Source organism: Rhodococcus sp. NCIMB 12038 (genome assembly GCF_002165735.1).
Taxonomy (GTDB): domain Bacteria; phylum Actinomycetota; class Actinomycetes; order Mycobacteriales; family Mycobacteriaceae; genus Rhodococcus_F.
The window spans coordinates 230,888-242,745 of sequence record NZ_NHML01000007.1 but is presented as its reverse complement, the minus strand read 5'-3'; the positions used below and the strand labels follow the sequence as shown (position 1 = coordinate 242,745).

The window sequence follows — 11,858 nt, the reverse complement described above, 5'->3', positions numbered from 1 at the left end:
CCATGTCCACAGCAGTCGTCACGCCGGGAACAACCCGGCCCACGGTGACACGCAGGCGCCGGGGACCGTCGCTCGCGTCGATCCGCACGTACGCGGGCCTCGCGGTGATCGTCGTCTGGGGTCTGGCCCCCGTCTACTGGATGGTGGTCACCGCCTTCCGGGACTCCGACTACACGTTCGACACCACGCCGTGGCCCACCCACGTCACGCTGGACAACTTCGCGAACGTGTTCTCCACGGACGCGGGGAACCACTTCGCCCGGGCACTCGTCAACAGCACGATCATCGGCGCCGTCACCACCGCGATCGGACTGATCGTCGGGGTCGGCACCGCGTACGCGCTGGCACGGTTGCAGTTCCGGGGCAAACACACGGTCCTCGGGATCATCCTGGCCGCGTCGATGTTCCCGGGTGTCGCCGTCCTGACACCGCTGTTCCAGCTGTTCACGTCGATGGGCTGGTTCGGCACGTACCAGGCGCTGATCGTCCCGAACATCTCGTTCGTGCTGCCCCTCACCATCTACACCCTCACCGCGTTCTTCAAGGAACTGCCCTGGGAACTCGAGGAGGCCGCCCGGATCGACGGGGCCAGCAGACGGCAGGCCTTCCGAATGGTGCTGCTGCCCTTGGCCGCACCGGGACTGTTCACCACCGCGATCCTCGCCTTCATCGCGTCGTGGAACGAGTACCTGATCTCGAGTCAGCTGTCCAACGACATCACCCAGCCGGCCACCGTCGCCATCGCACAATTCGCGGGAAGCAAACCGCACGAAGAGCCGTTCACGTCCGTGATGGCCGCGGGAACGGTCGTGACCATCCCGCTCGTCATCATCGTGCTGCTCCTGCAGCGCCGCATCGTGTCGGGCCTCACCGCGGGCGGCGTGAAGTAGGGCGGCTCCGCCGCCCGTGAGTACTTATTAACCGCCGGGGGTTAATAAGTACTCACAGGTTCACCGTTCGGGGGACGCACGCGCCGTTGCCCGGCGAGAATGACCGTCATGGCTACTGGCAACGAGTCGTCGACGGTCGCGGGATCCCGTCTCGTCCTGACCGTGCTGGCGTCCGGCCAGTTCCTCATGACATTGGACAGTTCCGTCATGAACGTGTCCATGGCCACGGTCGCCTCGGACCTGGGCACCACGATCACCGGTATCCAGACGGCCATCACGCTGTACACACTCGTGATGGCGACGCTCATGATCACCGGAGGCAAGGTCGGCACGATCATCGGTCGCCGGCGCGCGTTCGGCCTCGGCCTGGTCATCTACGGCGCCGGCTCGCTGACCACCTCGCTGGCACCGAACCTTCCGGTGTTGCTGATCGGCTGGTCGCTGCTCGAGGGCATCGGCGCCGCGCTGATCATGCCCGCGATCGTCGCCCTCGTCGCGTCGAACTTTGCCGCGGAGCGGCGTCCCGCAGCGTACGGACTGGTGGCCGCGGCCGGTGCGATGGCGGTCGCGGCCGGCCCCCTCATCGGCGGTGCGGTCACGACGTTCGCGTCGTGGCGGTACGTGTTCGCCGGCGAGGTGGTGATCGTCGTCGGCATCCTGCTGGTGCTGCGCCGCATCAGCGACGTTCCCCCGTCGAAGGTGCACCTCGACCTGGTCGGATCGGCGCTGTCGGTGGTGAGCCTCGGCATGGTGGTGTTCGGTGTGCTGCGGTCGAGCGAATGGGGCTGGCTGCAGCCCAAGCCCGGCGGACCCGACGTCCTCGGGTTGTCGCCCGTCGTGTGGCTGGTCCTGGTCGGCCTGCTCGTGCTATACGGGTTCCTGCGGTGGGAATCCCATCTCGCCGCCACCGGCGGCGAGCCACTGATCGACCCCGGACTGCTGCGCAACCGGCAACTGTCCGGCGGGCTCACTATGTTCTTCGCCCAGTTCACCATTCAGGCCGGTGTCTTCTTCACCGTCCCCCTGTTCCTGTCCGTCGTCCTCGAACTCAACGCGCTGCAGACCGGGCTCCGGCTCATCCCGCTGTCCGTCGCTCTGCTGCTGGCCGCCGCCGGAATCCCCAAACTGTGGCCCGCGGCCAGCCCGCGCACGGTGGTCCGGTTCGGTCTGACCTCGATGATCGTCGGCATCCTCGTCCTCGTGGCAGGCATGGATCCCGGGGCCAACGCCGGTGTCGTGGCCGTTCCGATGCTGCTGATGGGGCTCGGGCTGGGCGCGCTGGCCTCCCAACTCGGCGCCGTCACGGTCTCGGCCGTCCCCGACTCGCAGAGCGCCGAGGTCGGCGGCCTGCAGAACACGGCCACCAACCTCGGTGCGTCGCTGGGCACGGCGTTGATCGGATCGGTGCTCATCGCGACCCTCAGCACCTCCATCGTCGCGGGAATCCAGGCCGACCCCGACGTTCCGCCGTCGGTGCAGGAGCAGGCCACCACCGAACTGGCGAGCGGTGTCCCGTTCCTCTCCGACACCCAACTGGACGCGGCCATGAAGGACGCGTCCGTTCCGGATTCCACCGCCCAGGAGATTCTCGCGATCAATTCCGACGCGCGACTCGAGGCGCTTCAGGTCGCGTACGCCGTCACCGCGCTGCTCGCCATCGCCGCGCTGTTCTTCACCGGGCGGATTCCCAGCACCCCCGTGGGAACCCCAGACCGGACGAGCACACCCGACCCCGAGGATCGTCGCAGTTCGTAGGACTTTGCCGGGCCGCGTTCCGGTGGCAGCATTCTTCCCGTGACCTTCGCCCATCGTTTGCGTCCCCGTCTCGTCGAAGAGCGAGCGTCGGTGTCGCCGCTCGAGCTGTTCTTCGACCTCGTCTTCGTCTTCGCGCTCACCCGTGTCACCGACCTGATGGCCGACGACCCCACCGGCGTCAATCTGCTGCGCGGCGCCTTGGTGATGGCCGTGCTGTGGTGGAGCTGGGTGGGGTACGCGTGGCTCTGCAACCTCGTGCGCGCCGACGAGGGCATCGTGCGGGTCGTGATGTTCGGGGCGATGGGCGCCATGTTCGTCACCGCGTTGACCATCCCCGAGGCCTTCGACGACCTCCAGGGCGGACTCGACGGTCCCGTCATCTTCGCCCTCGGCTACTTCGTCGTCCGGCTCCTGCACCTGGTGATGTTCTGGGTGGTCAGCCGCGAGGACCCGCAACTGCGCGGCCAGGTGCTCCGGTTCGCACCCAGCATGGTGACCGGCACCGTGTTCCTGCTCGTCGCGTCGCAACTCACCGGCACCGCGCAGACCGTCATGTGGATCCTGGCGCTCGCCGGGGACTACCTCGGGACACTGGTCGGCGGAAACGACTGGCGGCTGCGGTCGGTCAGCCACTTCGCCGAGCGGCACGGGCTCATCATCATCGTCGCGCTGGGCGAGTCGATCGTGTCGATCGGCATCGGTGTCGCGAGCCTGCCGATCTCGTGGGCGATCATCGTCGCGTCCCTGCTGGGGCTCGCGGTGTCGGGACTGCTGTGGTGGTCGTACTTCGACGTCACATCCCTGGCGGTGGAGCACGCGTTCGAGGAGGCAACCGGTGCGCGTCAGATCAAGATCGCCCGCAACTGCTACAGCTTCATCCACCTGCCGATGGTGATCGGGATCGTGATGCTGTCGCTGGGTCTGAAGAAGATCCTGTCGTACGTCGGCGACGGCAACAATCACCGATTGGTGGATCCGCTGCACGGCTGGCCGCTGGTGGCACTGTTCGGTGGCGCGGCGCTGTACCTCCTCGCGCTGGTCGCCTTCAAGGCGTACGCGACGAGGTCGGTGACCGTGCCGCGCGTCGTGACGGCGGTCGTGCTGATCGCACTGCTGCCCGTCGTCTGGCACATCCCCGCGCTCGCCACGCTCGGCGTGCTGACCGCGGTCCTGCTCGCGATGATCGGATACGAGATGGTTCGCTACGACCAGCCGCGGGACGAGATCCGGCACGGCCACCCGTGAGTACTTGTTAACGTCCGGCGGTTAACAAGTACTCACAGGCCCGAAGGGCAGTCCTGCACGGCGGCGGTACCGAATCACCTCTGAGGCTCGAGACGATCGAGCCGGAGGGATTGATCACGATGACCGACCACTCGCGCGGCCCACGGCTCCGCAGTCCACTGCGCGGACCGTGGCTGACCTCGGTATTCGGCCTCGTACTGCTGATCGGGCTGCCCGTCGTCATCGTCACGGGACTGCTCTCCTACATCGCGTACGGGCCGCAATTCGGCCAGGCCCGCCCCGGCGACGTCGGCTGGTTGCACCTTCCGTATTTCGCGTGGCCCACCCGGCCGTCGTGGTTGTACCGGCTCACGCAGGGTCTGCACGTCGGGCTCGGACTGATCCTGGTGCCGATCGTGCTCGCCAAACTGTGGTCGGTGATCCCGAAACTGTTCGTGTTCCCACCGGTGCGGTCGCCGGCGCAGGCGCTCGAACGACTGTCGCTGATCGCCCTTGTCGGTGGTGCGCTGTTCGAGATCATCACCGGCGTCCTGAACATCCAGTACGACTACATCTTCGGTTTCGACTTCTACACGGCGCACTACTGGGGCGCGTGGGTCTTCATCGCCGGGTTCGTGACGCACACGATCCTGAAGGTGCCGTTGATGGTGCGGTCGCTGCGGTCCCGGTCGTTCCGGGAAGTGCTGCGCACGTCCCGCGCCGACACGCGGCCCGAACCGGCGGACGAGAACGGCCTCGTCGCCGAGGACCCCGCCCCGGCCACGATCAGCAGGCGCGGCGCCCTCGCCCTCGTCGGTGGCGGCGCCCTGCTGGTCGCGGTGCTGTCGGTCGGGCAGACCACCGGCGGGTTCCTGCGCAACGCCGCACTGCTGCTGCCGCGTGGTCGCTCGTACGGCGACGGTCCCAACGACTTTCAGATCAACCGGACCGCAGCGGCCGCGCAGATCACCCCGGAGCAGACGGACGACGCCTGGCGGCTGTCGGTAACGGGTGGCGCGGAACCGGTGCAGCTGAGCCGAAGTCAGCTGCGTGCGATGCCGTCGCACACCGCGTCGCTCCCGATCGCGTGCGTCGAGGGGTGGTCCACCGTCGAGACGTGGACCGGCGTGCGACTGCGTGACCTCGCCGACGCCGCGGGGGTGACGGTGTTCGGCTCGGCGAAGGTGACGTCGCTGGAGCGGTCCGGGGCGTTCAATCAGGCGGTGCTCACGGCCGATCAGGTGCGCGACTCCGACGCCCTGCTCGCCCTCGAGGTGAACGGCGCGGAAATCTCCCTCGACCACGGCTATCCCGCGCGGATCATCGTTCCCGCCCTGCCCGGTGTCCACAACACCAAATGGGTGCAGTCCATCGAATTCCGGGAGGCGTGAGATGCGCCGATTCGCCCGCGTCTACGGAGCCGACCCGCTGCATCTGCTGGCCGTGCTGTTCACGTTCGCACTCGCCGGGTACGCGGTGTCGGTGGTGGGTTTGCACAATCTGTGGAATCCGGACGTGTGGTGGAAGTCGATCGCCGTGTGGTTCCTCGGCGCGGCGATCGCCCACGACCTCGTGCTCTTCCCGCTGTACGCACTCGCCGACCGGTCGCTGACGTCGGGGCTGGACGCGGTGCGGGGACGGAGACCTCCGCAGCCCCGGACGGTTCCGGCGCTGAACTACATTCGCGTACCGGCGCTCGCGTCCGGGCTGACGCTGCTACTGTTCCTGCCGGGGATAATCGAGCAGGGCGGCGACGCATATCTTGCGGCGACGGGGTTGACACAGGAACCGTATCTCGACCGCTGGCTGCTACTCAGTGCCGCGTTCTTCGCGGTGGCCGCTGTCGCCTACGCCACCCGACTCGCGCTGTCCCGCAAGGACGGCGACGCCGTGAGTCGGCCATGAGGAAGACCGGGATGTCCACGGACCTCCTGCTGCGGCGGGCGTCGGCGGGGCTCCCGTGCTGGGTGCGTGATGCGACGGGAACGCGCCGCGCCCTGCCGCTCGACCGGTGGATGGGCGGCGCGTCCGCCTCGCTCGCCGATCGGATCGCCGACCGGGTGATGCTCGCCGGGTGTCACGGCGCCACTGTCGATCTCGGGTGCGGGCCCGGCAGGCTCACTGCGGCGCTCGTGTCCGCCGGTGTCACGGCGCTGGGCGTCGATTCATCCTTCACGGCAGTGCAACTCACGATCCGCCGCGGCGGTGTCGCGTTGCATCGGGACATCTTCGCGCCGCTGCCACGGTCGGGGAACTGGGACCGGGTGCTGCTCGCCGACGGCAACATCGGCATCGGCGGGGAACCCGTTCGCGTGCTCAATCGCGCGCGAGAACTGTTGCAGCCACACGGAATTGTGATCGCCGAGGTGGATCCGCCGACCACGGCCGGGGTCCGCCACGAACTCCTGCGCTGGGAGACGGAGCATCTCGCCGGAGACTGGTTCGCCTGGGCCAGTGTGGGCGTGGCCGCCGCGTCCGAGGTCGCCCGTGCGGCCGGGCTTCGGGTGATCGATGTTCTGCAGCATGCGAATCGGCACTTCGTGCGGATGGAATGGGCGTAGGAGCTCCCATCCGCCGGGAAAGCCGCGTCGAATACCTAGTGAACATCCACCCACCACCCCTTCCTCCGGAAAGGTTGTTTGATCATCATGTCGAACTATCGAAAAGCACTCGTAGCAGCGGCCATCGGAGCCCTGGCACTGACCCCGCTCGCGGCGTGCTCGAGCAATGATTCGAGTGCATCCTCGGATATGAGCGCAGTAGCATCCTCCCAGCCGGCACCCGTCGCCCAGGTCGACAACCTGACCGGGGTGAGTACCGCCGTCGCACTCGATCCCGGCTTCACCGGGGCGCTGACGACGCTCGGCCTCACACCCGGAGTGGTGGGCTCGGCAACGCTCGCCGACGGCTCGGTCAGCTTCCCGATCACCGGCGGCAACGTGAAGTACTGGGAGCCGGGCACGGTCGACCCCTACGTGCAGGGCGAGATCATGCACGACGGCAGCGGATTGTCGCTGGCGGCACCGGGCACCGTCGTCGAACTCACCGATTTCGCGATCGATCCGGGCACGTCGCTCCTCACCGGCGACGTGAGCGTCAACGGTTCACCCGCGGCGACCGACGCGGTGTTGTTCGATCTCAACGGCCGCACGCTGAAGCCGCTGCAGACCGGACCGAACGACACGGCGATCCTGCAGGGCACCGAGGTCAAGGTCTCGGCGGATGCTGCCGGCCTGCTGAACGAGACGTTCAAGACCGACGCCGTCACGCCGGGCCTGCTGGTCGGGATCGCAACCATCACGATCGCGACCAAGTGACCGTAGGCCCTCTCACGGCAACCCGGATGCGCCGGCCGTCACCAGTTGGTGAACAGCAGATGGTTGACGGCCAGCGCACCGGCGGCCTGCACCGCAAGCCAGAACCGATGGCTTCCGCGCGGCAGGAGTGCGGGGGCGGCGAGAAGCCACCATTCGAACGGCAACCAGATCCGCTCGGTCTCGGCTTTGCTCAGCGCGCTCAGGTCGGCGATCACCACTGCCAGAAGAGCGGCGAGCACCAGAAGAGGAACCGGCGACAGCGTCCGCACCCGCGACCAGGCGAACGTCCGGGGCAGCGCGGCGGGTACCGCCAACCCGACCGCGCAGATCAGCGACGCGAAGTTGGCCCAGCTCCAGTAGGCGAAGGGGCGGTCCGACGCGATGCCCTGGTAGTACCGTTCCTGCACCAACTGGTAGCCGTCGAACCACCAGAATCCGCACAGTGTGAACACGGCGGCCACCGCGAGCGCACCGACCAGTGCGCCGGCCAGCGGCCGGGCCGTGCGCGCGATCACCAGGACGGCGACCGCGGGAATCGCCATCAGTGTGAGCCCGTAGCTGAGGTAGACGCCGAAGCCGAGCAGCACCCCCGCGGCCACCGCGACGAGCGCGGGGACCGGGACGGCACGGGTCGCCGACAGCGCCAGCAGGGCGATCCCCCACGCCACCACACCCGCGAACAGCGCGTCCGCCGACACGGCCACCCAGATCGCGGCGGGTGCGAGCACCAGGAACGGGGCCGCGCGGCGTGCCGTCGCCTCGTCACCGAGGGCCCGGACGGCGACGATCACGGCAGCGCCGGCACTCGACCCGACCGCGACACACAGCGCGGACGCCCACGCACCGCCGTCGAGTCCGATCCGGTCGAGCCAGACGAACGTCAGGAGCGCACCGGGCGGATGCCCGGACACATGGGTGGTCCACGAATCGGGCTGCAGATCCACGATCCGAGCCGCGAAGCCCCGCAGCGTCGCCGGAATGTCCGTGACACCCGGGACTTCGTGCAGGTACTCGTCGGTGGACGTCAGGCGGTCGACGAACCCACGCCGCCAGCCGTCGACCAGCGCGAGCGCCATCGCCCACAGGGCGGACCCGAGCCAGACCCCGACCGTGAGGCGCCGCCACGACAGCGACTGCGCCAACCCGGGGCCCCACACGACGACCGCCGCCGCGAAGACGACGGCGACCGGGCTGCCCCACCCGAAGTGCACGTCGCGGAACCCGAACAGCGGCGCGGCGTCCGCGAAATCCCGCACACTCTTCGCGGTGCGGTTGACGATCGGGGTGATCGTCTCGTTTCCCAGGTGCGGGACGACGAACGCGACCACCACGAGGACCAGGGCGAGCCCGGCGCCGACGAAGTCGCGGTAGAGGAAATTCCGCTCGCCGGTGCGCTGTGGGGATCCGATGACGTCATCTCCTTCGACCAAAGTCGCACTCGCGCCCAGCATAACGACGGAGGATGGAGCGTATGACCGCAACGAGTTCACCCGACCCGGTCCGCGCGGACGTCGCCGTGATCGGAGGGAGCGGCTTCTACTCGTTCTTCGACGAGGGAGCCACGGAAGTCACGATCGACACGCCGCACGGCAGCCCGAGCGCTCCGATCACGGTCGGCGACGTGGAGGGCAGGACGGTGGCGTTCCTCCCCCGCCACGGCGTCCGGCACGAATTCGCTCCCCACACCATCCCGTACCGCGCGAATCTGTGGGCGCTGCGCACGCTGGGCGTGCAGCGGGTGTTCGCACCCTGCGCGGCCGGCAGCCTTACCACCGACCTGGGACCGGGCGCGATGGTCGTGCCGGACCAACTGGTCGACCGCACCAGCGGCCGCACGCAGACGTACTTCGACGGCGGCGGCGTGCACGTCCAGTTCGCCGACCCGTACTGCGCCGACCTGCGCAAGGCCGCCGCCCGGCCGGGCACCGTCGAGGGCGGTGTGCTGGTTGTGGTCGAGGGACCGCGGTTCTCGACCCGGGCCGAGAGCCTGTGGTTCGCCCGGCAGGGCTGGACCCTCGTCAACATGACGGGTCATCCCGAGGCGGTGCTCGCCCGGGAGCTCGAGATGTGCTACGCCACCATCGCTTTGGTCACCGATCTCGATGCGGGAATCGAAGCCGGCGACGGCGTGCGTGCCGTGGACGTGTTCGCCGAGTTCCAGCGCAACCTCGGGTCACTGAAGACGCTGGTCCGGTCCGCGATCGCCGCCGCCCCCGAGGGCCCGTGCGACGCCTGCCGGGTCCACGAGGGCGTGACCCTGCCGATCGAGTTGCCGTGACGGCAACCCGCGTACTGCTCACGGGCGCAGCCGGTTTCATCGGCGTCCACGTCCGCACCGCGCTGGTCGAGGCCGGCCACGACGTCGTCGCCGTCGACGCGCTGCTTCCGTCCGCGCACGGGAAAGGCGCCGAACCCTCGGACGGTGTGCAGCGTGCCGACGTGCGCGACCTGCACGCGCTGACCGTATTGCTGAGGGGTGTGGACGTGGTGTGCCATCAGGCTGCCGTCGTCGGCGCCGGGGCCGACGTGAGCGACGCCCCGGCCTACGCCAGCCACAACGATCTCGGCACGGCGACACTGCTCGCCGCGATGCACGAGTCTGGTTGTCGCCGAATGATACTCGCGTCGTCGATGGTCGTCTACGGGGCGGGCCGGTATCGCAACGGGCGGGGCGAGTTCGTGGAACCGTCCGCCCGGCGGGCCGAGGACCTGGCGGCGGGGAACTTCGACGAGACGGACCCCGACACCGGCGAGCCGCTGGAGTGGGCACTCGTGGAGGAGAATTCGCCGCTGCGCCCGCGGAGTCTCTACGCCGCGGCCAAGGTGGCCCAGGAGCACTACGCCCTCGCCTGGGCACTGGCCACCGGCGGTTCCGTGACGGCGCTGCGCTACCACAATGTGTACGGCGACCGCATGCCGCGCGACACCCCCTACTCGGGGGTCGCGGCGATGTTCCGGTCCGCACTCGAGGCCGGCGAACCACCGCGCGTGTTCGAGGACGGCGGGCAGACGCGGGATTTCGTGCACGTCCACGACGTCGCGGCGGCGAACCTGGCCGCGCTCGCGGCAGCGCTGCCGGGATTCACGGCATTCAATGTGTGCTCGGGGCAACCGATCACGATCGGCGAGGTCGCGGCGACGCTCGCCCGGTCCTACGGTGGGCCCGAACCCGTCGTCACCGGTGAGTACCGGCCCGGCGACGTCCGGCACATCGTCGCCGACCCCCGGCAGGCCCGGGAACAACTGGGATTCCGGGCGAAGATCCTGCCCGCGGAGGGGATTGCGGCGTTCGCGCACGCACCCCTACGGGACGCGGCGCCGGCGGGACCTCCCCGTGTCTGAGCGTGCGCCGATTGCCGCGGGGGACGTCACCGTCGTGATCCCGTGCATGAACGAGGCCGGTTCCCTGCCCGGCGTGCTCGCTGCGGTGCCCCGCGACTATCGGACGGTGGTGGTGGACAACAACTCCACCGACGACACCGCCGCGGTCGCGGTGGCCCACGGAGCGTCGGTGGTGCGCGAGCCCGTCCCAGGGTACGGTTCCGCCGTGCACGCCGGGGTGCTGGCGGCGCAGACCCGGGCGGTCTGCGTGCTGGACGGCGACGGCTCGATGGACCCCGGCGAACTCCCCCGACTGGTCGCCGCCCTGAACTCGGGCGCCGACCTCGCCGTGGGGCGGCGACGGGGAACGTGGCCGCTGCACAGCAGGATCGGCAACGCCGTCCTCGCCGCCCGCCTCCGGCGCCGGTACGGGCTGCCGATCCACGACCTCGGCGCGATGCGAGCCGTACGCAGGCAGGATCTTCTCGATCTGGGCGTCGACGACCGCAGGTCCGGCTACCCGCTGCAGCTTCTCGTGCTCGCGGGCCGCGCCCACTGGCGGGTCGTGGAGCAGGACATCACGTATCGTCCGCGCACCGCGGGCACGTCGAAGGTGTCGGGTTCGCTGAAGGGCACCGTCGTTGCCGTCCACGACTTCTGGAAGGTGATCGGGTGACCCTCGACGTCGCCGTGCTCGTGGTCGCGAAGGCGCCGGTGCCCGGCTTCGCGAAGACCCGGCTCGCACGGGACGTCGGCGATGACCGGGCCGCAGGCCTCGCCGCCGCGTCGCTGCTGGACACGCTCGACGCCGTCGCCGGTGCCGGGGTGGCGCAGCGGGTGGTGGCGATGACCGGCGACCTCGGCCGCGCGGTCCGGGGCGGCGACATCGCCGCGACGCTTCGCCGGTTCACGGTGCTGCCGCAGCGGGGTGAGAGTTTCGCAGAGCGGTTGGTGAACGCCCACGCCGACACGTTCGGCCGTTTCGGGCTGCCGATTCTGCAGATCGGAATGGACACACCACAAGTGACGGCGGGACTGCTCGCCGACTCCGCGGACCTCCTCACCGCGCGGCAGGGCCGGTGCGCCCTCGGACTCGCGGAGGACGGCGGGTGGTGGATCCTCGGTGTGCCCGACGCGAGTTCGGCGCGGGCGATCCTTCCGGTTCCCACGTCGAGGCCGGACACCGGGCGTCTCACCCGGGCCGCGCTGCTCGCGGCCGGAGCCGAGGTGCTGTCGCTGCCGACGCTCCGGGACGTCGATTACGCGGCCGACGTCGCGCCGGTCGCCGCCCTGTGCCCGGATTCCAGCCGCTTCCGCCGTGAGTACTTGTTAACGTCCGGCGGTTAACAAG

General features: G+C 69.3%; 12 protein-coding genes. 11 read left to right on the top strand and 1 reads right to left on the bottom strand.

The genetic code is table 11. The features are described 5' to 3' along the window. Window positions 1-2 precede the first annotated feature (2 nt). The 7 genes from CA951_RS12960 to CA951_RS12930 all read left to right on the top strand — a co-directional run bounded on the left by CA951_RS12960 (window position 3) and on the right by CA951_RS12930 (window position 7,186). Window positions 3-890, top strand: coding sequence for a carbohydrate ABC transporter permease (locus tag CA951_RS12960; protein ID WP_087557225.1), 888 nt, complete (start codon window positions 3-5; stop codon window positions 888-890). 108 nt (window positions 891-998) lie between these two features. Continuing rightward, the gene (locus CA951_RS12955; protein ID WP_373413766.1) at window positions 999-2,645 is read left to right on the top strand and encodes an MFS transporter; all 1,647 of its coding nucleotides are present in this window, start codon (window positions 999-1,001) and stop codon (window positions 2,643-2,645) included. A gap of 39 nt (window positions 2,646-2,684) precedes the next feature. Next, window positions 2,685-3,890 (top strand): low temperature requirement protein A, encoded by a 1,206-nt coding sequence (locus CA951_RS12950; protein WP_087557223.1) that lies wholly within the window; start codon window positions 2,685-2,687, stop codon window positions 3,888-3,890. A gap of 119 nt (window positions 3,891-4,009) precedes the next feature. Further along, a complete protein-coding gene (locus CA951_RS12945) occupies window positions 4,010-5,260 on the top strand; it encodes a molybdopterin-dependent oxidoreductase (protein ID WP_087557222.1) in 1,251 nt (416 codons plus the stop codon). A 1-nt stretch (window position 5,261) separates the two neighbouring features. Beyond that, window positions 5,262-5,774, top strand: coding sequence for a hypothetical protein (locus tag CA951_RS12940; RefSeq protein ID WP_087557221.1), 513 nt, complete (start codon window positions 5,262-5,264; stop codon window positions 5,772-5,774). Between the two features lie 11 nt (window positions 5,775-5,785). After that, a complete protein-coding gene (locus CA951_RS12935) occupies window positions 5,786-6,430 on the top strand; it encodes a class I SAM-dependent methyltransferase (RefSeq protein WP_256973534.1) in 645 nt (214 codons plus the stop codon). An 87-nt stretch (window positions 6,431-6,517) separates the two neighbouring features. Then, window positions 6,518-7,186: a hypothetical protein gene (locus CA951_RS12930; protein WP_087557301.1), complete on the top strand. Its 669-nt coding sequence runs from the start codon at window positions 6,518-6,520 to the stop codon at window positions 7,184-7,186. 38 nt (window positions 7,187-7,224) lie between these two features. On the opposite strand, the gene CA951_RS12925 is transcribed toward CA951_RS12930, so the two are convergent. Then, complete coding sequence (locus tag CA951_RS12925) at window positions 7,225-8,637, bottom strand: hypothetical protein (RefSeq protein WP_087557220.1); 1,413 nt, start codon at window positions 8,635-8,637, stop codon at window positions 7,225-7,227. Between the two features lie 20 nt (window positions 8,638-8,657). Here CA951_RS12925 and CA951_RS12920 point away from each other — a divergent pair, with 20 nt between their 5' ends. Genes CA951_RS12920 through CA951_RS12905 form a run of 4 tightly spaced genes read left to right on the top strand, consistent with a single transcriptional unit; the run spans window position 8,658 to window position 11,854 of the window. Continuing rightward, entirely contained in the window at window positions 8,658-9,464 is an 807-nt protein-coding gene (locus CA951_RS12920) for an S-methyl-5'-thioadenosine phosphorylase (RefSeq protein WP_087557219.1), read from the top strand. Next, window positions 9,461-10,528, top strand: a complete 1,068-nt coding sequence (locus CA951_RS12915; RefSeq protein WP_087557218.1) for an NAD(P)-dependent oxidoreductase — start codon at window positions 9,461-9,463, stop codon at window positions 10,526-10,528. The genes CA951_RS12920 and CA951_RS12915 overlap by 4 nt, the downstream gene beginning before the upstream one ends. Next, complete coding sequence (locus CA951_RS12910; RefSeq protein ID WP_179220181.1) at window positions 10,521-11,183, top strand: glycosyltransferase family 2 protein; 663 nt, start codon at window positions 10,521-10,523, stop codon at window positions 11,181-11,183. The genes CA951_RS12915 and CA951_RS12910 overlap by 8 nt, the downstream gene beginning before the upstream one ends. After that, window positions 11,180-11,854, top strand: coding sequence for a DUF2064 domain-containing protein (locus CA951_RS12905; protein ID WP_087557217.1), 675 nt, complete (start codon window positions 11,180-11,182; stop codon window positions 11,852-11,854). Before CA951_RS12910 ends, CA951_RS12905 begins: the two co-directional genes overlap by 4 nt. Window positions 11,855-11,858 lie beyond the last annotated feature (4 nt).

What these genes read in the sequence shown, in the direction of transcription:
- CA951_RS12935 (WP_256973534.1), top strand. Translation starts at nt 5,786, where the DNA reads ATGTCCACGGACCTCCTGCTGCGGCGGGCGTCGGCGGGGCTCCCGTGC.
- CA951_RS12955 (WP_373413766.1), top strand. Translation starts at nt 999, where the DNA reads ATGGCTACTGGCAACGAGTCGTCGACGGTCGCGGGATCCCGTCTCGTC.
- CA951_RS12920 (WP_087557219.1), top strand. Translation starts at nt 8,658, where the DNA reads ATGACCGCAACGAGTTCACCCGACCCGGTCCGCGCGGACGTCGCCGTG.
- CA951_RS12930 (WP_087557301.1), top strand. Translation starts at nt 6,518, where the DNA reads ATGTCGAACTATCGAAAAGCACTCGTAGCAGCGGCCATCGGAGCCCTG.
- CA951_RS12960 (WP_087557225.1), top strand. Translation starts at nt 3, where the DNA reads ATGTCCACAGCAGTCGTCACGCCGGGAACAACCCGGCCCACGGTGACA.
- CA951_RS12945 (WP_087557222.1), top strand. Translation starts at nt 4,010, where the DNA reads ATGACCGACCACTCGCGCGGCCCACGGCTCCGCAGTCCACTGCGCGGA.
- CA951_RS12925 (WP_087557220.1), bottom strand. Translation starts at nt 8,637, where the DNA reads ATGCTGGGCGCGAGTGCGACTTTGGTCGAAGGAGATGACGTCATCGGA.
- CA951_RS12940 (WP_087557221.1), top strand. Translation starts at nt 5,262, where the DNA reads ATGCGCCGATTCGCCCGCGTCTACGGAGCCGACCCGCTGCATCTGCTG.